The 19389-nt window shown below is 58.4% G+C and carries 14 protein-coding genes; 9 read left to right on the forward strand and 5 right to left on the reverse strand.

What is annotated here, in order from left to right:
- Positions 1-75: 75 nt before the first annotated feature.
- A complete protein-coding gene (gyrA, locus tag MKleb_RS18895; RefSeq protein WP_004852752.1) occupies positions 76-2709 on the reverse strand; it encodes a DNA topoisomerase (ATP-hydrolyzing) subunit A in 2634 nt (877 codons plus the stop codon).
- A gap of 185 nt (positions 2710-2894) precedes the next feature.
- Between gyrA and ubiG the strand changes: the two genes are divergently transcribed.
- The 6 genes from ubiG to MKleb_RS18925 all read left to right on the forward strand — a co-directional run bounded on the left by ubiG (position 2895) and on the right by MKleb_RS18925 (position 10479).
- Entirely contained in the window at positions 2895-3623 is a 729-nt protein-coding gene (gene ubiG, locus MKleb_RS18900; RefSeq protein WP_014230217.1) for a bifunctional 2-polyprenyl-6-hydroxyphenol methylase/3-demethylubiquinol 3-O-methyltransferase UbiG, read from the forward strand.
- Between the two features lie 344 nt (positions 3624-3967).
- On the forward strand, positions 3968-6253 hold the full coding sequence (gene nrdA / locus MKleb_RS18905; RefSeq protein WP_004852755.1) for a class 1a ribonucleoside-diphosphate reductase subunit alpha: 2286 nt from the start codon (positions 3968-3970) through the stop codon (positions 6251-6253).
- A 103-nt stretch (positions 6254-6356) separates the two neighbouring features.
- Complete coding sequence (gene nrdB, locus MKleb_RS18910) at positions 6357-7487, forward strand: class Ia ribonucleoside-diphosphate reductase subunit beta (RefSeq protein ID WP_004852757.1); 1131 nt, start codon at positions 6357-6359, stop codon at positions 7485-7487.
- A complete protein-coding gene (gene yfaE, locus MKleb_RS18915) occupies positions 7487-7741 on the forward strand; it encodes a class I ribonucleotide reductase maintenance protein YfaE (protein ID WP_004104002.1) in 255 nt (84 codons plus the stop codon). Before nrdB ends, yfaE begins: the two co-directional genes overlap by 1 nt.
- A 192-nt stretch (positions 7742-7933) precedes the next feature.
- Positions 7934-9478: a GMC family oxidoreductase gene (locus MKleb_RS18920; protein WP_025106704.1), complete on the forward strand. Its 1545-nt coding sequence runs from the start codon at positions 7934-7936 to the stop codon at positions 9476-9478.
- A 44-nt stretch (positions 9479-9522) separates the two neighbouring features.
- Positions 9523-10479, forward strand: a complete 957-nt coding sequence (locus MKleb_RS18925; RefSeq protein WP_025106703.1) for a LysR family transcriptional regulator — start codon at positions 9523-9525, stop codon at positions 10477-10479.
- Positions 10480-10483: 4 nt separating this feature from the next.
- Here MKleb_RS18925 and glpQ read toward each other — a convergent pair whose 3' ends face one another.
- Both glpQ and glpT read right to left on the reverse strand, forming a co-directional pair.
- Entirely contained in the window at positions 10484-11551 is a 1068-nt protein-coding gene (gene glpQ / locus MKleb_RS18930; RefSeq protein WP_025106702.1) for a glycerophosphodiester phosphodiesterase, read from the reverse strand.
- A 9-nt stretch (positions 11552-11560) separates the two neighbouring features.
- On the reverse strand, positions 11561-12907 hold the full coding sequence (gene glpT / locus MKleb_RS18935) for a glycerol-3-phosphate transporter (protein WP_004852762.1): 1347 nt from the start codon (positions 12905-12907) through the stop codon (positions 11561-11563).
- A gap of 271 nt (positions 12908-13178) precedes the next feature.
- Between glpT and glpA the strand changes: the two genes are divergently transcribed.
- The 3 genes from glpA to glpC are packed head-to-tail and all read left to right on the forward strand — an operon-like array spanning position 13179 to position 17225.
- Positions 13179-14801: an anaerobic glycerol-3-phosphate dehydrogenase subunit A gene (gene glpA / locus MKleb_RS18940; RefSeq protein ID WP_025106701.1), complete on the forward strand. Its 1623-nt coding sequence runs from the start codon at positions 13179-13181 to the stop codon at positions 14799-14801.
- Positions 14791-16050, forward strand: coding sequence for a glycerol-3-phosphate dehydrogenase subunit GlpB (gene glpB, locus MKleb_RS18945; RefSeq protein ID WP_025106700.1), 1260 nt, complete (start codon positions 14791-14793; stop codon positions 16048-16050). Before glpA ends, glpB begins: the two co-directional genes overlap by 11 nt.
- Positions 16047-17225 (forward strand): anaerobic glycerol-3-phosphate dehydrogenase subunit GlpC, encoded by a 1179-nt coding sequence (gene glpC / locus MKleb_RS18950; protein ID WP_025106699.1) that lies wholly within the window; start codon positions 16047-16049, stop codon positions 17223-17225. The genes glpB and glpC overlap by 4 nt, the downstream gene beginning before the upstream one ends.
- A 22-nt stretch (positions 17226-17247) precedes the next feature.
- Here the strand turns inward: glpC and yfaU are convergent, their stop codons facing one another.
- Positions 17248-18051, reverse strand: coding sequence for a 2-keto-3-deoxy-L-rhamnonate aldolase (gene yfaU, locus MKleb_RS18955; RefSeq protein WP_025106698.1), 804 nt, complete (start codon positions 18049-18051; stop codon positions 17248-17250).
- A 14-nt stretch (positions 18052-18065) separates the two neighbouring features.
- Positions 18066-19355 carry an MFS transporter gene (locus MKleb_RS18960; protein ID WP_004852770.1) on the reverse strand — a complete coding sequence of 430 codons (1290 nt, stop codon included), beginning with the start codon at positions 19353-19355 and terminating at the stop codon, positions 18066-18068.
- Between the last annotated feature and the right edge of the window lie 34 nt (positions 19356-19389).

Raw genomic sequence — 19389 nt, forward strand, 5'->3', positions numbered from 1 at the left:
AACACCGGTCCCGCAACGGGAAAACAAAAAGGGCCGGGGAGAACCCCGACCCTTTCAGACAATTACCGCAGAGGATTACTCTTCGTCTTCGGCGATGTCATCGTCAGTATCCGCTTCCGGCGCGATATCTTCGTCGCCTTCCGCCGCGCTGCCGTCGATGGCATCCAGCTCTTCGTCATCAACCGGCTCAGCCACGCGCTGCAGGCCGACCACGTTTTCATCTTCCGCAGTACGAATCAGGATCACGCCCTGAGTGTTACGACCGACAATGCTCACTTCAGATACGCGGGTTCGTACCAGCGTGCCCGCGTCGGTGATCATCATAATCTGGTCGCAGTCATCAACCTGCACCGCGCCCACAACGGAACCGTTGCGTTCGGTCACTTTGATTGAGATAACGCCCTGGGTCGCACGCGACTTAGTGGGATACTCTTCAGCTGCGGTACGTTTACCGTAGCCATTCTGCGTGACGGTCAGGATGGCACCTTCACCGCGCGGAACGATCAGAGAAACCACTTTGTCCTCGCCGGCCAGCTTGATGCCGCGCACGCCGGTGGCGGTACGGCCCATCGCGCGGACGGCGTCCTCTTTAAAGCGCACCACTTTACCGGCGGCGGAGAACAGCATGACTTCGTCCTGACCGGAGGTCAGATCGACGCCAATCAGCTCGTCGCCTTCGTTGAGGTTAACCGCGATAATACCGGCGGAACGCGGACGGCTGAATTCAGTCAGCGCCGTTTTCTTCACGGTACCGCTGGCGGTCGCCATAAATACGTTCACGCCCTCTTCATATTCGCGGACCGGCAGGATCGCGGTAATACGCTCGTTGGCTTCCAGCGGCAGCAGGTTGACGATCGGACGGCCGCGCGCGCCGCGGCTCGCTTCCGGCAGCTGATAAACCTTCATCCAGTAGAGACGACCGCGGCTGGAGAAGCAGAGGATCGTATCGTGGGTGTTGGCCACCAGCAGGCGGTCGATAAAGTCTTCTTCTTTGATACGCGCCGCAGATTTACCTTTACCGCCACGACGCTGGGCTTCGTAGTCGGTCAGCGGCTGATACTTCACGTAGCCCTGATGCGAAAGGGTCACGACAACATCTTCCTGGTTGATCAGGTCTTCAATGTTGATATCCGCGCTGTTCGCGGTGATCTCGGTACGACGCGCGTCGCCGAACTGTTCACGGACCAGCTCCAGCTCTTCGCGGATAACTTCCATCAGGCGATCGGCGCTGCCCAGAATGTGCAGCAGTTCCGCGATCTGTTCCAGCAGCTCTTTGTATTCATCGAGCAGTTTTTCATGCTCAAGGCCGGTCAGCTTCTGCAAACGCAGATCCAGAATCGCCTGCGCCTGCTGTTCGGTCAGGTAGTACTGGCCGTCGCGTACGCCGAACTCGGGCTCCAGCCATTCCGGACGGGCGGCGTCATCGCCTGCACGTTCCAGCATCGCGGAAACGTTGCCCAGATCCCATGAACGGGCGATTAAGGCGGCCTTCGCTTCCGCCGGGGTCGGCGCGCGGCGAATCAGTTCGATAATCGGATCGATGTTGGCCAGGGCAATCGCCAGCGCTTCGAGGATGTGCGCGCGATCGCGGGCTTTACGCAGTTCAAAAATCGTACGACGGGTCACCACTTCGCGGCGATGGCGCACGAACGCGGCAATAATTTCTTTCAGGTTCATGATCTTCGGCTGACCATGGTGCAGGGCAACCATGTTGATACCGAAGGAGACCTGGAGCTGGGTCTGCGAATAGAGGTTGTTCAGCACCACCTCACCCACCGCATCGCGCTTCACTTCAATCACGATGCGCATACCGTCTTTATCGGACTCGTCGCGCAGCGCGCTGATGCCTTCGACGCGTTTGTCTTTGACCAGCTCGGCGATTTTCTCAATCAGGCGCGCTTTGTTCACCTGATACGGAATTTCATGCACGATGATGGTTTCGCGGCCGGTTTTCGCGTCAGCTTCCACTTCCGCGCGCGCGCGAATGTACACTTTACCGCGACCGGTACGATAGGCCTCTTCAATACCGCGGCGACCGTTGATGATCGCGGCGGTCGGGAAGTCCGGACCTGGGATGTGTTCCATCAGCCCTTCAATGCTGATGTCTTCATTTTCAACGTAGGCCAGACAACCGTTGATCACTTCGGTGAGGTTGTGCGGCGGAATATTCGTCGCCATACCTACCGCAATACCTGACGAACCGTTGACTAACAGGTTCGGGATTTTAGTCGGCATAACGTCAGGGATCTTTTCCGTGCCGTCATAGTTATCGACGAAATCCACCGTCTCTTTTTCGAGGTCGGCCATCAGCTCATGGGCGATCTTCGACATACGGATTTCCGTATAACGCATCGCTGCGGCGGAGTCGCCGTCGACCGAACCAAAGTTACCCTGGCCATCTACCAGCATATAGCGCAGGGAGAATGGCTGCGCCATACGTACAATGGTGTCGTACACGGCAGTATCACCATGAGGGTGGTATTTACCGATTACGTCACCAACGACACGGGCAGATTTTTTATAGGCTTTGTTCCAGTCATTGCCCAATACGTTCATGGCGTATAGTACGCGACGGTGTACCGGCTTCAGGCCATCTCGGACATCCGGCAGCGCACGGCCAACAATGACCGACATCGCATAATCCAGATAGGAGCTCTTCAGCTCTTCCTCAATGTTGACCGGTGTAATTTCTCTCGCAAGGTCGCTCATCTAACCGCTATCCCTCTACTGTATCCCGGATTCAAAGGTCGCAAATTATAACACAGCCGCGGTGATACGGGTAAACCTATACCCAATGATTTTCGCGCGGCGAAAGGCGACAGGGATAGACGGTTTATTCATCCCTGAGGCCTGATATACTCGCGGGTCTGAACTGAACAGGAGTAAAAGCGCCCATGAATGCCGAAAAACCGTCGGTGGCCCACAATGTTGATCATAATGAAATCGCTAAATTTGAAGCCGTCGCCTCGCGCTGGTGGGATTTAGAGGGCGAATTCAAGCCGTTACATCGCATCAATCCTCTACGCCTCGGCTATATCGCGGAGCGCTCCGGCGGCCTGTTTGGCAAAAAAGTACTTGATGTCGGCTGCGGCGGCGGCATCCTGGCGGAAAGCATGGCCCGGGAAGGTGCAGCGGTGACCGGTCTGGATATGGGCTTCGAACCGCTACAGGTGGCGAAACTGCACGCCCTGGAGAGCGGGATTCAGGTCGAATATGTCCAGGAAACCGTTGAAGAGCACGCGGCGAAGCATGCCGGAGAGTACGACGTCGTTACCTGCATGGAGATGCTGGAGCACGTCCCGGATCCGCAGTCGGTCGTCCACGCCTGCGCGCGGCTGGTCAAACCTGGCGGTCAGGTGTTCTTCTCAACCATTAACCGCAACGGTAAAGCGTGGCTGATGGCGGTCGTCGGCGCCGAATACATCATGAAAATGGTGCCGAAGGGAACCCACGACGTGAAGAAATTCATCAAGCCCGCGGAGCTGATCGGCTGGGTAGATGAGACAATTCTGAAAGAGCAGCATATTACCGGTCTTCATTACAATCCGTTGACCAATACCTTCAAGCTGGCGCCAGGGGTGGATGTTAACTATATGTTGCATACAACGGCGAAAAAAGCATAACGTCAGCTGTATTTCCTATGATGATTGCGCGGCATCAAGCCGCGTGATTTTTTCTTCCGATGAAGAAATCAGCACTCGATCAAATTTTCATTTTTTTTTCTGATTTATTGACATCTTCTCCAGGCCTTATGTGGCGTGGACTTGGCGATTATTACCCTTCCGCAACCTCAATTTAACGTCAAAATCAACTCTTGTACTCAAAAGAATCCTTACTAGAATACTCACCATATAGCGTTTCTTTTATCGACCACCCCCTACATATAGTATTTATCCACAGAGTTAGTCACAACGGCGTTCTGTGGATAAGTGGGGGATATTTTCTTTCACGGACAGGTATAATCCACATGAATCAGAGTCTGCTGGTGACAAAGCGTGACGGTAGCACCGAGCGCATCAATCTCGATAAAATCCACCGCGTGCTGGATTGGGCGGCAGAAGGGCTGAATAACGTATCCATCTCCCAGGTAGAACTGCGTTCCCACATTCAGTTCTATGACGGCATCAAAACCGCCGACATTCACGAAACCATTATCAAAGCCGCCGCGGACCTTATCTCCCGCGAGGCGCCAGATTACCAGTATCTCGCCGCCCGTCTGGCGATTTTCCACCTGCGTAAAAAAGCCTACGGCCAGTTTGAGCCGCCAGCGCTGTTCGACCACGTGTCGAAAATGGTGAAAAACGGCAAATACGATACTCATCTGCTGGAAGACTACACGGAAGAAGAGTTCAAGCAGATGGACTCGTTCATCGAGCACGATCGCGATATGACCTTCTCCTACGCTGCGGTTAAGCAGCTCGAAGGCAAATATCTGGTGCAGAACCGCGTCACCGGTGAGATCTATGAAAGCGCCCAGTTCCTGTACATTCTGGTTGCCGCCTGCCTGTTCTCCAACTACCCGCGCGAGACGCGTCTGGACTACATCAAGCGTTTCTATGATGCGGTGTCGACGTTCAAAATCTCGCTGCCGACGCCGATTATGTCCGGCGTGCGTACCCCGACCCGTCAGTTCAGCTCCTGCGTGCTGATCGAGTGCGGCGACAGCCTGGACTCTATTAACGCCACTTCCAGCGCCATTGTGAAATACGTCTCTCAGCGCGCCGGTATCGGCATCAACGCCGGCCGCATCCGCGCGCTGGGTAGCCCGATTCGCGGCGGTGAAGCTTTCCATACCGGCTGTATCCCGTTCTATAAGCACTTCCAGACGGCGGTGAAATCCTGCTCCCAGGGCGGCGTCCGCGGCGGTGCGGCGACCCTCTTCTACCCGATGTGGCATCTGGAAGTCGAAAGCCTGCTGGTGCTGAAAAACAACCGCGGTACCGACGCCAACCGCGTTCGTCACATGGACTACGGCGTACAGATCAACAAGCTGATGTACACCCGTCTGCTGAAAGGCGGCGATATCACCCTGTTCAGCCCGTCCGACGTCCCGGGCCTGTACGATGCGTTCTTCGCCGACCAGGACGAGTTCGAGCGCCTGTACACCCAATACGAGCAGGACGACAGCATCCGCAAGCAGCGCATTAAAGCGGTAGAACTGTTCTCGCTGATGATGCAGGAGCGCGCCTCCACCGGCCGTATCTACATCCAGAACGTGGACCACTGCAACACCCACAGCCCGTTTGACCCGGTTGTCGCGCCGGTGCGCCAGTCCAACCTGTGCCTGGAAATCGCCCTGCCAACCAAGCCGCTGGAAGATGTGAACGACGAAAACGGTGAAATTGCGCTGTGTACCCTGTCCGCTTTCAACCTCGGCGTTATCGATAGCCTTGATGAGCTGGAAGAGCTGGCGGTGCTGGCCGTTCGCGCGCTGGATGCCCTGCTGGATTACCAGGACTACCCGATCCCGGCGGCCAAACGCGGCGCGATGGGCCGTCGTACGCTGGGTATTGGGGTGATTAACTTTGCCTACTATCTGGCGAAACACGGTAAACGCTACTCTGACGGCAGCGCTAACAACCTGACGCATAAAACGTTCGAAGCGATTCAGTACTACCTGCTGAAAGCCTCTAACGAGCTGGCTATCGAGCAAGGCGCGTGCCCGTGGTTTAACGAAACCACCTATGCGAAAGGCATTCTGCCGATCGATACCTACAAAAAAGACCTGGACGCTATCGTCAGCGAATCCCTGCATTACGACTGGGAGCAGCTTCGCGAGTCGATCAAAACGCACGGTCTGCGTAACTCCACGCTCTCCGCGCTGATGCCGTCCGAGACCTCTTCGCAGATCTCCAACGCCACCAACGGCATTGAGCCGCCGCGCGGTCACGTCAGCATCAAAGCGTCGAAAGACGGTATCCTGCGCCAGGTGGTGCCGGATTACGAAAAACTGCAGAACGGCTACGAGCTGCTGTGGGAAATGCCGAACAACGACGGTTACTTGCAGCTGGTCGGTATTATGCAGAAGTTTATCGACCAGTCGATTTCTGCTAACACCAACTACGATCCGACGCGCTTCCCGTCTGGCAAAGTGCCGATGCAGCAGTTGCTGAAAGACTTGCTCAATGCCTATAAGTTCGGCGTCAAAACGCTGTACTATCACAACACGCGCGATGGCGCGGAAGATGCCCAGGATGACCTGGCGCCGTCCATCCAGGACGACGGCTGCGAAAGCGGCGCATGTAAGATTTGATAATATTGCCCGGCGGCGCGTTGCCTGCCGGGCCTACGGTCTAATGTAGGTCGGGTTAGCGAAGCGCCGCCCGGCGTATAATTCCAGGACAGGATCCCCACTCATGGCATACACCACCTTTTCACAGACGAAAAATGACCAGCTCAAAGAGCCGATGTTCTTCGGTCAGCCGGTGAACGTCGCCCGCTACGATCAGCAAAAATATGACATCTTCGAAAAGCTGATTGAAAAGCAGCTCTCCTTCTTCTGGCGTCCGGAAGAAGTTGACGTTTCCCGCGACCGTATCGACTATCAGGCGCTGCCGGAACACGAAAAACACATTTTTATCAGCAACCTGAAATATCAGACGCTGCTGGACTCCATCCAGGGCCGCAGCCCGAACGTCGCCCTGCTGCCGCTGATTTCAATTCCGGAGCTGGAAACCTGGGTGGAAACCTGGGCGTTCTCGGAGACCATCCATTCGCGCTCCTACACCCATATCATCCGCAATATCGTTAACGATCCGGCGATGGTATTTGACGATATCGTCACCAACGAGCAGATTCAGAAACGTGCGGAAGGCATTTCCAGCTATTACGATGAATTGATCGAGCTGACCAGCTACTGGCATCTGCTGGGCGAAGGCACCCACAGCGTGAACGGTAAAACCATTACCGTGAACCTGCGCGAGCTGAAAAAGAAACTCTACCTGTGCCTGATGAGCGTGAACGCGCTGGAAGCCATCCGTTTTTACGTCAGCTTCGCCTGCTCTTTCGCCTTTGCCGAGCGCAAGCTGATGGAAGGTAACGCCAAGATTATCCGTCTGATCGCCCGCGACGAAGCGCTGCACCTGACCGGCACTCAGCACATGCTGAACCTGCTGCGTTCCGGCGTCGACGATCCGGAGATGGCTTCAATCGCCGAAGAGTGCAAACAGGCGTGCTACGACCTGTTCGTGCAGGCGGCGCAGCAGGAAAAAGAGTGGGCGGATTATCTGTTCCGCGACGGTTCGATGATCGGCCTGAACAAAGATATTCTCTGCCAGTACGTTGAGTACATTACCAACATCCGCATGCAGGCGGTGGGTCTCGATCTGCCGTTCCAGACCCGCTCCAACCCGATCCCGTGGATCAACACCTGGCTGGTGTCCGATAACGTGCAGGTCGCGCCGCAGGAAGTGGAAGTCAGTTCTTACCTCGTCGGACAGATCGATTCCGAAGTCGACGCCGACGATCTGAGCAACTTCCAGCTCTGATGAAACGCATTTTTTTGAAGATTTCTGACACTCGCCTTGAGTGTCAGGATGAACATCCCTCCCTGCTGGCGGCTCTGGAATCGCACAATATCGACGTGGAGTATCAGTGCCGCGAAGGCTACTGCGGCTCCTGCCGTCTACGGCTGGTTTCGGGCCAGGTTGACTGGCTCACCGAACCGCTGGCGTTTGTCCAGCCGGGAGAGATTCTGCCCTGCTGCTGCCGGGCAAAAGGCGATATCGAAATTGAGATGTAAGCCAGTCTGAAACGCATTCCCATTCTTTACAGGGTTCGTTTTTTACGAACCCTGGGTTCGTCTTCCTTTCCCTGTTCACCTCCCCCCACTCCGCCTACTCTACCTGTATAAGCCACCGGATAAGGCCATCAGCAATGGTCGCAGCAACGCTGGCTGATGCTCTGCGTCACGACATTCATGAGGAGAGAAAAAATGGCTTCCGTCAAACAGGAAAACTGCGCCAACGGACTGAAAAAAGCATACGACGTCATCGTGGTCGGCGGGGGTTCTGCGGGTGCAGTACTCGCCGCACGTCTGAGCGAGAACCCCGATTGCCAGGTAGCGCTGCTGGAAGGCGGCCCCGTTTTTGCCCCTGATGCCTGGCCGGACGAGCTGGCGCAAAGCCACTCTGTTGGTGGCGGCGATTACGTCTGGGAGCGCGGGGTAGCAACGGGAACCGATCACACGGCCGGTCACCTGCGGGCAAAAGTACTTGGCGGCGGGTCAACGATCAATGCCGGCGCGTTTGTTCGCGCCCCCAAATCTGATTTTGACCGTTGGGTCAAGCGCGGCCTGAGCGACTGGTCGTTCGATAAGGTCTTACCCTGGTTCAAACGACTTGAAAACGCCGACTATGGCGACGATCGCTGGCATGGTCGCCACGGCCCGGTTCCGGTGCGGTTACCGGCGCTGGAAACGCTCAGCCCGGCAAGCCAGGCGTTTTATCATGCTTGCCGCGCTCACGGCTTCGCCGCCGTTGACGATATCAACGGCGCGCAGCAGCACGGCGTCGCGGTCTACCCGGTCAATGTTGTCAACGGCATCCGGCAAAATACCGCCATGGTCTACCTGACGGCAGACGTTCGCGCGCGCAAGAATCTGTCGATTGTCGGCATGACGGTCGTGGATAAAGCGTTGATTGAAGGTTCGCGCGTGAACGGCGTACAGCTGGCGGACGGAACACAGATCGCTACCGACAACGTATTCCTGTGCGCCGGCGCGGCCGGTACGCCAGCGATTCTGTTGCGCTCCGGCATTGGCCCTGCGGACGATTTACGCCATCTCGAGATCACGGTGAAACAGGATCTCCCCGTTGGGCGCAACTTGCAGGAACAACCCGTGAACGGGATCATGCTGGCAACGTCCGCTGAGCATGCCAGTTATCCCCCTATAGGCACAACGCTCTGGACGCAATCTTCGCTGGCGGCAGCCAACGAACTGGATCTCTATATCAGCAATAACCACTTCGTCGATCCTGAACTATTTCCACATGGTGCGGGTTTCCAGCTCTTTTTCACCGTGGCGCGCCCCTTTGCCCGCGGGCGTCTGACTTTGGCGAGCCGCAACCCGCTGCTCGGCCCCCGTATCGATCTCAATTTACTGGGCGACGAGCGCGACGTCACGCGAATGGTCGAAGCGGTGAAATTATCCCGGGCGCTGGTGCAGGAAGGTCCGCTACAGGCGCTGGTGATTGGCGAAGTCCCGATGGTAAAAGGCGGTACACTGGCAGAAACTGACCAGCAGATAGCAGAAGAACAGCGTAAGACGGTGAAAAGTAACCTGCACCTCAGCGCGACCGCGCCGATGGGGAACGAAAGCGATCCCATCGCCGTCGTGGACGCCTGCGGGAAAGTTTTCGGTATTGCCGGGCTGTTTGTCGTCGATGCCTCGCTGTTCCCGGACGTTCCCTCTCAGGCGACCAATCCGGATGCGATCATGGCGGCAGAATATCTCGCCAGCCGTTTTTCTGGCGCATAGAACGAGGCATAGTCAACCGCAAGACCCGAAAAAGGAGCGCCTGTGTGAACAAGTTCGTGGAGATGAGCACGTTTGTTTCGGTTGTTGAGTCTCTGAGCTTTGTCGGCGCGGCGGCAAAATTGGGGACATCAAAATCGGTAGTCAGCCAGCGCGTCAAGATGCTGGAGAAACGGCTTGGCGCCAGCTTACTGGAGCGCGGGCCACGGCTTAGCCTCACGGAGGCGGGCCTGCTATTTTATCAGGAGTGCGTGCGGCTGCTTGACGAAGTCACGCTGGCAGAAGAGGCGGTGGCCCCGTCACGCAGCGAGCTTCGGGGCGGGCTGCGGATTGCCACCTCGCATACGTTTATGACCACTCATTTATCGACGATTCTGGCCGGTTTTATCCGCGACCATCCGGGGTTGTCTCTCGATATCGCGACGGAGGATCGGCAGATCAATATGCACCAGCCCGACTTTGATATCGCCATCCGCCTCGGTCTCGTCCCGGACTCAACGCTCATCGCCCGAACGCTGGCGCGCAACCTGACCTGGCTCTGCGCCAGCCCGGACTATCTGTCGCAACGGGGCACGCCTTTGCATCCTGTTGAACTGGAGCAGCACGACGGGCTGCTATATACCCATCGCGCGCCGGGCGGCTGCTGGCAGTTGCTGCATAACGGGCAGCGTCAGACCTGGCGGGTCAAAAATCGTCTGCGTTCGGATAACGCCTTCAGCCTGCTGGAGGCCGCCAGAATGGGGCTTGGGATTGTGGTCATGCCGCTATTTTTAGGCGCTGAAGCGATAATGCGGGGAGAGCTAAAAATTGTTTTACCCGACTGGCAGCCGGAGGGTGGCAACATTGTGGCGCTGTATCGCCAGACGCGTCGCGCCTCGCCAGTGATTCAGGCGCTGGTCAACGAGGTTGCGGAAAAGCTGGGGCCAGAGCCAGAGTGGGAAAAACAGTTACGACTGGCCGGGCTGCTGCCCCTCTGGAACAGGGGCGCAAGCGCCCCTGATTAATGGCTTAGTTTTTATTGAGGAACTTCACCGCCTTATCCGGGAAATCCGTAAACAACCCGTCCACGTCCGCCTGGTTATACAGAACGTCGTAAAGCTGATTCACGTCCGCTGCATACGCTGGCAGCTGATCCGCGCGGACCGTATACGGATGCACCTGCAGCTTGCTGGCATGGGCTTCTTTCACCATCGCCGTCAGCTTCACGTGACCCGGCGTCGAGCCTTCCGCCACCAGCATATGGTAGTCCGGGCCAATGCCGTCAGCGTACTGCGCGATCTGCGCCATCGCCCCCGGTTTGAACATCCAGTCATAGCTGTAGTTCACCCACTTGCCGTCGGCCTGCCGCTGCTGGGTCTCATTCCAGTCGGTATAGGCGATAAGCTGCACCAGATTGAGATCCATCCCCATTTTCGGCTCCAGCTCCTGTTTGATGCGCTTGAGCTCGTTGGCGTCAAAGCACTGCAGATAAACCTTATCCTGCTTGCCGGTATAGCCATATTTCTTCAGCACGTTCAGCGTGCTGGCGGCAATGTCCTTGCCTTCCTGATGGTGGAACCACGGCGCTTTGATCTCCGGGTAGATGCCGATGTTTTTGCCGGTCGAATGGTTCAGCCCCTGCACAAACTCAATCTCCTCTTCAAAGGTATGAATACGGAAATCAGATTTACCCATCGGGAAACGGCCCGGATAAGTTTGCACGTTCTTGCCATCTTTCGGCTCAAACCCTTCGGTAAACTTCAGCGACTTTATCTCGGCGAGGGTAAAGTCGATGGCGTAGAAGCGGCCATCTTGACGCGCCCGCTGCGGGAAACGCTGGGCCACGTCGGTCACCCGATCCAGATAGTGGTCATGCAGCACCACCAGCCGGTCGTCTTTCGTCATCACCAGGTCTTGCTCGAGGTAGTCCGCCCCCTGCGCGTAGGCCATCGCTTTCGCCGGCAGGGTATGTTCCGGCAGATAGCCGCTGGCGCCGCGGTGGGCGATAACGATTTTCTCCCCCGCGACGGCGCTGAAAGAGAGCGCCGTCGCGGCCAGCAGCATTCCGCTCATCAGGGTGGTTAATGTGCTTTTCATCGCCGCTCCTTAAGCTTGTTTCATCTGTTGGTGATGGCGTCGTTCACCCAGCATCACGATAATCAGCAGCAGGACCGCCAGCACGCTGCCGCCGATCATCACCATAAAGCCGCCGTCCCAGCCGAAGAAATCGACGGTATAGCCAACGATGGCGCTCGCGGCCACGGAGCCGCCGAGATAGCCAAACAGGCCGGTGAAGCCCGCGGCGGTGCCGGCGGCTTTTTTCGGCGCCAGCTCCAGCGCATGCAGGCCAATCAGCATCACCGGACCGTAAATCAGGAAGCCGATGATGATCATACAGGCCATATCCACGCCCGGGTTACCCGGCGGGTTCAGCCAGTAGACGACGGTGGCGATGGTGACCAGGGTCATAAAGAAGACGCCGGTCGCGCCGCGGTTGCCTTTAAACACTTTATCCGACATCCAGCCGCACAGCAGGGTGCCCGGGATCCCCGCGTATTCGTAAAGAAAGTAGGCCCAGGACGATTTATCCAGCGCGAAGTGCTTAACCTCTTTCAGGTAGGTCGGCGACCAGTCAAGAATGCCGTAGCGCAGCAGATAAACAAACACGTTGGCGACGGCGATGTACCACAGCAGCTTGTTCGGCAGGATGTACTGCATAAAGATCTGCTTTGCGGTCAGCTCTTCTTCGTGCTTCTCGCTGTAGTCGTCAGGATAATCGTTTTTGTACTCTTCGATCGGCGGCAGGCCGCAGGACTGCGGAGTATCGCGCATCATCGCGAAGGCGAAAATCGCCAGCAGGATCGCGCCGAAAGCCGGCATATACAGCGCCGCGTGCCAGTCGTTAAACCACGCCATCCCCAGCAGAAACAGCAGCGGCGGGATCCCGCCGCCGACGTTGTGCGCGCAGTTCCATACCGAAACAATACCGCCGCGCTCTTTCTGCGACCACCAGTGCACCATCGTACGTCCGCACGGCGGCCAGCCCATTCCCTGGAACCAGCCGCACAGGAACAGCAGGACGAACATCACCATAATGCTGGAGGTCGCCCAGGGGACGAAGCCCATCACCAGCATCACCAGCGCGGCAAGGATCAGGCCTGCCGGTAAAAAAATGCGCGGATTCGAACGGTCAGAAACCGAGCCCATGATGAATTTCGAAAATCCGTAGGCGATAGAGATACCGGAAAGCGCAAAGCCGAGATCGCCGCGGGAGAACCCCTGCTCGATAAGATAGGGCATCGCCAAAGCAAAGTTCTTACGAACCAAATAGTAAGCGGCATATCCGAAGAAGATACCGATAAAGATCTGCCAGCGTAATCGACGATATAGCGGATCGATTTCCGCCGTTGGCAAACGCGCTTTATGCGCTGCGGGTTTAAATATACTTAACATATCAGCCTCCGTGGCCATTGCTGTTCTTCTGACGTCGTCGCAAAAAAACGTAATTTATTCACTGACTTCTGATTTGGTCGCGATAGTAGGCAAAGCGTAAATCTAATACTGTGAAATGTCGCACACTTTGTTACAGAAATATGACAGAACTTTCCAATATGCGCATAAAGTCACAACAAACGCTCGAATTACGCGCAAATATGCTCGAAATCAAACATTAAACGCGGTCGATATGGCTAAATGATGTAAAACGAACACAGAGGACAGGGAGATGGCCGATAGTCGTGAATATGACGTCATTATTATTGGCGGCGGCGCCACCGGCGCCGGGATCGCGCGCGACTGCGCGCTGCGCGGGCTGAAGCCGGCGCTGGTTGAGCGCTACGATATCGCCACCGGGGCGACCGGCCGCAACCACGGCCTGCTGCACAGCGGCGCGCGCTATGCGGTAACCGATAGCGAATCGGCGCGGGAGTGTATCAGCGAAAACCGCATCTTACGCCGCATCGCCCGGCACTGCATTGAGCCCACCAGCGGCCTGTTTATTACCTTGCCGGAAGACGATCCGGCGTATCAGCACACCTTTATCACCGCCTGCCAGCAGGCGGGTATTGAGGCCCAGCCTCTGACGCCCGCCGAGGCGCTGCGCATTGAGCCTGCGGTTAACCCGGCGCTGCTCGGCGCGGTGCAGGTCCCCGACGGCACCGTCGATCCTTTCCGCCTCACCGCCGCAAATATGCTCGATGCCCGCGAACATGGCGCCGCTATCCTCACCGGCTGCGAAGTCACCGGCCTGCTGCGTCAGGGCGATCGCGTCCATGGCGTCACGATCTACAACCATCAGCTCCGTGAATCGCGCACGCTGCGCGCGCAGGTGGTGGTCAACGCCGCCGGGATCTGGGGGCAGCGCATCGCAGAGTATGCCGACCTGCGCATCTCGATGTTTCCGGCAAAAGGATCGCTGTTAATCCTCGACCACCGCATTAACCGTCAGGTTATCAACCGCTGCCGCAAACCGGCTGACGCCGATATCCTGGTGCCCGGCGATACTATTTCGCTGATTGGCACCACTTCGATGCATATTCCCTATGACGAAATTGACGACAACCGGGTAACGGCCGAGGAGGTCGAAACGCTGCTGCGCGAAGGGGAAAAGCTGGCGCCGATCATGGGGCGGACGCGGGTACTGCGCGCCTACTCCGGCATACGTCCGCTGGTCGCCAGCGATGACGATCCCAGCGGGCGCAGCGTCAGTCGCGGTATTGTGCTGCTCGACCACGCCCGGCGCGACGGACTGGAGGGCTTTATCACCATCACCGGCGGTAAGCTGATGACCTATCGTCTGATGGCGGAGTGGGCCACGGATGCGCTCTGCCGCAAGCTCGGAAATACCGTCCCCTGTACGACCGCCGATACGCCGCTGCCGGGCTCGCAGGAGCCGGCGGAAGCCACGCTACGCAAAATCATCTCTTTACCTGCGTCGCTGCGCGGGTCGGCCATCTATCGCCACGGCGATCGCACCCCGGCCTGGCTTGGCGATAGCCGCCAGCACCGCAGCCTGGTCTGCGAATGCGAGGCGGTGACCGCCGGCGAGGTTCAGTACGCGGTCGAAAACCTGGCGGTGAAAAACCTGCTCGACCTGCGCCGCCGCACCCGCGTCGGCATGGGAACCTGTCAGGGCGAACTGTGCGCCTGCCGCGCCGCCGGGCTGCTCGCGCGTTTTAACGTCACCACTTCCGCGCGATCCCTTACCCAGCTGTCTCAATTTTTGAACGAACGCTGGAAAGGCGTCCAGCCGGTGGCCTGGGGGGACGCGCTGCGCGAAAGCGAGTTCACCCGCTGGGTCTATCTCGGCCTGTGCGGATTACAAAAGGAGCATCAGGATGAAGTTTGATTGCGCCATCATCGGCGGCGGCCTCGCCGGACTGCTCTGCGGGCTGGCGCTCAACCAGCGCGGCCTGCGCAGCGTGATTATCAGCCGCGGCCAAAGCGCCCTGCACTTCTCTTCCGCCTCGCTGGATTTACTTACCACGCTGCCGAATGGCGACACCGTCACCGATGTCGCTCACGGCATCGGCCAGCTGGCCCGCCAGCTTCCCGAACATCCCTATGCCAGGCTCGGCGCCGAACGGGTGATGGATTACGCCCGCCAGAGTCAGGCGCTGTTTGCCGACTGCGGTATCGCCATGCAGGGCGACGCCAGCCAGCCGCATCTGCGCGTGACGCCGCTGGGAACCTTACGCGCGGCCTGGCTATCGCCGCAGGAAATCGCCACCGCGCCGCTGCCCGCCAGCGGCGTCGGCGTAGTCGGCATCAGCGGATTCGGCGACTTCCAGCCGCATCTTGCCGCCGCCTCTTTGAACCAGCACGGCGTGACCGCCGAAGCCCATGAGATAGATTTACCCCTCCTCGATGTGCTGCGCGATAGCCCATCCGAATTTCGTGCCGCCAATATTGCCCGCCGGCTGGACGATGAAGCGCACTGGCCGGCCCTGCTGGCGGCGCTGCGCCCGCTGGCGCAGCGGCATAATTTACTGATTATGCCCGCCTGCTTTGGCCTCGCCGACGATCGCCTGTACCAGTGGCTGCAGCAGCGCCTGCCCTGCCCGCTGCGCCTGCTGCCTACGTTGCCGCCGTCGGTGCCGGGGATGCGCCTGCACGCCCAGCTGCAGCGGCAATTTATCCGCAGCGGCGGGACCTGGCTGACCGGGGATGAAGTCATCGATATCAGCCACTGCAACGGTAGCGTTAACGCGATCTGGACGCACAATCACGGCGATATCCCGCTGCGCCCGCGCTTCGCGGTGCTGGCCAGCGGCAGCTTTTTCAGCAACGGGCTGGTCGCCGAGCGCAGCGGCGTGCGCGAGCCGATCCTCGGCCTTGACCTGCAGCAGACGCTGCCGCGCGAGCGCTGGTATCAGCAGGACTTTTTTGCCTCTCAGCCCTGGCAGCGTTTCGGCCTGAAAACCGATGCGGATCTGCGCCCGCAGCTTCAGGGGCAGACGCTGGAGAATCTATTCGCCGTAGGCGCGATCCTCGGCGGTTTTGACGCCATCGCGCTGGGATGCGGCGGCGGCGTTTGCGCGGTGACCGCGCTGCATGCCGCTGGGTTAATCGGCGAGCTTGCCGGAGGTGAATCATGAACGACACGCGCTTTGAACACTGTATAAAATGCACCGTTTGCACCACCGCCTGCCCGGTCAGCCGGGTTAATCCGCGCTATCCGGGGCCAAAACAGGCCGGGCCGGACGGCGAACGCCTGCGTCTGAAAGACGGCGCGCTCTACGACGAGGCATTGAAATACTGCATCAACTGTAAACGCTGCGAAGTTGCCTGCCCTTCGGACGTCAAAATTGGCGATATTATCCAGCGAGCGCGCATGGAGTACGGTCGGCAGAAGCCCACGCTGCGCGATGCTATCCTCAGCCATACCGACCTGATGGGCGCCCTCTCCACGCCCTTTGCCCCGCTGGTGAACGCCGCCACCGGGCTGAGGCCGGTACGCCGAATCCTTGATGCCGCGCTTAAAATCGACCACCGCCGCACGCTGCCGAAATATGGCTTTGGTACCTTTCGCCGCGCATATCGTCAGCTGGCCGCCCGGCAGGGGCAGTACGCCGAACAGGTGGCGTTTTTTCACGGCTGCTATGTGAACTACAACAATCCGCAGCTGGGCAAAGATCTTATCCGGGTGCTGAACGCCATGGGCATCGGGGTGCAGTTATTGAGCAAAGAGAAATGCTGCGGCGTACCGCTGATTGCCAACGGTTTTTTTGCGAAAGCGCGCAAGCAGGCGCTGAGCAACGTCATCGCGATGCGGGAAAATAGTCTGCCCATTATTGCGACTTCATCGACCTGCACCTTTACGCTGCGCGATGAATATCCGCATCTCCTTGATATCGATAATCACGATATCCGCGACCGGATTGAGCTGGCGACTCGCTGGCTATGGCGTCAGCTGGATAATGGGCGGCCTCTGAAGCTAAAAACGCTGCCGCTGAAGGTGGTCTATCACACGCCCTGCCATATGGAAAAAATGGGCTGGTCGCTGTATACCCTTGAGCTATTGCGGCTGATCCCCGGCTTGCAGCTGGAGGTACTCGACTCGCAATGCTGCGGTATTGCCGGCACATACGGCTTCAAGGCGGAGAACTACGACTCATCGCAGGCGATGGGCGCGCCGCTGTTCCGGCAAATTGAGGAGAGCGGCGCGGATCTGGTGGTGACCGACTGCGAAACCTGCAAATGGCAGATAGAGATGTCCACCAGCAAACGCTGCGAACACCCCATCACCCTGCTGGCACAGGCGCTGGCCTGACGCCAGCGCCAGCACCGGGGGGCTAGTAGCTCCCCTTTCCCTCCGCCTGTTCGGCTATCGGCTTGAACATCGCCAGCCGTTTATCCAGCGCGCTGGTGTAAAGGTTGGTATCGACGCCAACGGCAACAAAATTCGCCCCCCACGCCAGCGCTTTGTGCGCCATCTCCGGATCGACGGCAAGGAATCCGGCCGCCTTACCCGCCGCGCGAATGCGGCGGATGCTCTGTTCAATGACCCGCTGCACTTCAGGATGACCGGCGTTATCCGGGTAGCCCAGCGAGGCTGACAGGTCCGCCGGGCCGATAAACACGCCGTCAATGCCCTCCACTTCAAGGATCGCATCCAGATTATCGAGGGCCGTTTTACTCTCTACCTGAATCAACAGGCACAGCTCATCGTTGGCCTGCGCCATATAGTTTTCGACCCGTCCCCAGCGCGCGGCGCGGGCCACTCCGGCCCCCACCCCGCGGGTACCCAGCGGCGGGTAGCGGGTAGCCGAGACAATCTCCCGCGCCTGTTCGGCGGTATCGACCATGGGGATCAGCAGCGTTCTGGCGCCGATATCCAGCACCTGTTTAATCAGGCTGCGATTGCCCTCTACCGGGCGAATGACCGGCTGGCTGGCGTAGGGCGCAATGGCCTGCAGCTGATGATAAAGATCCTGGATGGTATTGGGCGCATGTTCGCCGTCAATCAGCAGCCAGTCGTAACCCGAGGTGGCGGCAATCTCAGCCATATAAGAAGAGGTCGAGCTCAGCCACAGGCCAATTTGCGCTTCCCCTTGTAATAATCCCGCTTTAAATGGGTTCGATAAAATTGCGTTCATAGTTCTCCCTTACATTAATGCTGTACGCTGCCAGCCTGCGGCACGGCGCGGTTCACGCGCAGTGAAAAGATAATAACCACCCCGACAATCGCCACGCAGGCGAGCGTCACTAATCCGGCAGAATCACTGGCGAACATGGTTTCAGCCTGGACGCGGATAATGGGCGCCAGAAACCCGCCGATAGCGCCGAACAGGTTCACAAAGCCGATGCCAGCGGCCAGCGCCGTACCGGACAACAGCTGCGTCGGCATGGTCCAGAAGACCGGCTGCACGGCAATGACGCCGACGGCGGCAACGCACAGCGCGATAATCGCCAGCACCGGCGACACCAGCCCGGAGACCGCAATGCCAATTGCCGCCGCCAGCAGGGTGAATGCCGCCACATTACGCCGCTCGCCGGTGCGGTCGGAGTAGCGCGGAATCAGCCAGGTACCGAACAGCGCCGCCACCCACGGGATCGCGGTCACCACCGACGCCACGAACCCCACCTTGGTGCCGAGCAGCGCGGCAACCTGGGTTGGCAGGAAGAAGATCAGGCCGTAAACCGCCACCTGAATGGTGAGATAGATAATCGCCAGCTGCCAGACGCGGCCGTTGCGCAGCGCATCGGACAAACGCGAGGTCACCTTTTTCTGCTCTTCGCTGGCCAGCTCGCTGATTAACGCCTGTTTTTCGGCAGCGCTCAGGAAGCGCGCCTTTTGCGGCGTATCGTCGAGCCAGAAGAAGGTGAAGAACCCCGCGCCGACCGCCAGCAGCCCCTCAATGATAAACATCCAGAACCAGCCGGGATGCCCCATAAAACCATGCATTTCCAGCAGCGCGCCGGAGAGCGGCGACCCGAGGGTCAGCGCCAGCGGCGCGCCCATATAAAACAGCCCCATAATGCTGGCGCGGTTCTGCTGCGGAAACCACTGGGACGTCAGGTAGATCATGCCCGGGAAAAAACCCGCTTCCGCGGCGCCCAGCAGGGTGCGCACCAGTAGAAACTTCGCTTCGGTATCCGCCCACGCCATCGCCGCGGAGAGAAGCCCCCACAGCAAGGTGGTGCAGCCGATCCACTTTCTTGCGCCGAATTTGCGCATCAGCAGGTTAGCGGGCACCCCGAGAAAGGCGTACACCACAAAGAAAATCCCTGCCCCCAGCGCATAGGCTTCGTTGCTCAGACCGGTATCCAACTGGTAGGTCTCTTTGGCAAAGCCGATATTCGAACGGTCAAGAAACGCCAGCACGTACAGCGCCAGCATAAAGGGGATCAAACGGGCGCGGTTTTTCTTCACCACGCTCTCAAGCAAGGCGTTGCTCATCGTAATATCCTCAACAATAGGCCGCACATCTGCG

This window comes from Klebsiella sp. PL-2018 (genome assembly GCF_019048985.1).
Taxonomy (GTDB): Bacteria; Pseudomonadota; Gammaproteobacteria; order Enterobacterales; family Enterobacteriaceae; genus Klebsiella; species Klebsiella michiganensis.

Excerpts from the sequence above, each read along its gene's own strand:
- glpA (WP_025106701.1), top strand. The coding sequence starts at position 13,179 with ATGGCCGATAGTCGTGAATATGACGTCATTATTATTGGCGGCGGCGCC.
- MKleb_RS18960 (WP_004852770.1), bottom strand. The coding sequence starts at position 19,355 with ATGAGCAACGCCTTGCTTGAGAGCGTGGTGAAGAAAAACCGCGCCCGT.
- yfaE (WP_004104002.1), top strand. The coding sequence starts at position 7,487 with ATGAAACGCATTTTTTTGAAGATTTCTGACACTCGCCTTGAGTGTCAG.
- glpQ (WP_025106702.1), bottom strand. The coding sequence starts at position 11,551 with ATGAAAAGCACATTAACCACCCTGATGAGCGGAATGCTGCTGGCCGCG.
- nrdA (WP_004852755.1), top strand. The coding sequence starts at position 3,968 with ATGAATCAGAGTCTGCTGGTGACAAAGCGTGACGGTAGCACCGAGCGC.
- glpT (WP_004852762.1), bottom strand. The coding sequence starts at position 12,907 with ATGTTAAGTATATTTAAACCCGCAGCGCATAAAGCGCGTTTGCCAACG.
- glpC (WP_025106699.1), top strand. The coding sequence starts at position 16,047 with ATGAACGACACGCGCTTTGAACACTGTATAAAATGCACCGTTTGCACC.
- gyrA (WP_004852752.1), bottom strand. The coding sequence starts at position 2,709 with ATGAGCGACCTTGCGAGAGAAATTACACCGGTCAACATTGAGGAAGAG.
- glpB (WP_025106700.1), top strand. The coding sequence starts at position 14,791 with ATGAAGTTTGATTGCGCCATCATCGGCGGCGGCCTCGCCGGACTGCTC.
- MKleb_RS18920 (WP_025106704.1), top strand. The coding sequence starts at position 7,934 with ATGGCTTCCGTCAAACAGGAAAACTGCGCCAACGGACTGAAAAAAGCA.
- ubiG (WP_014230217.1), top strand. The coding sequence starts at position 2,895 with ATGAATGCCGAAAAACCGTCGGTGGCCCACAATGTTGATCATAATGAA.
- nrdB (WP_004852757.1), top strand. The coding sequence starts at position 6,357 with ATGGCATACACCACCTTTTCACAGACGAAAAATGACCAGCTCAAAGAG.
- yfaU (WP_025106698.1), bottom strand. The coding sequence starts at position 18,051 with ATGAACGCAATTTTATCGAACCCATTTAAAGCGGGATTATTACAAGGG.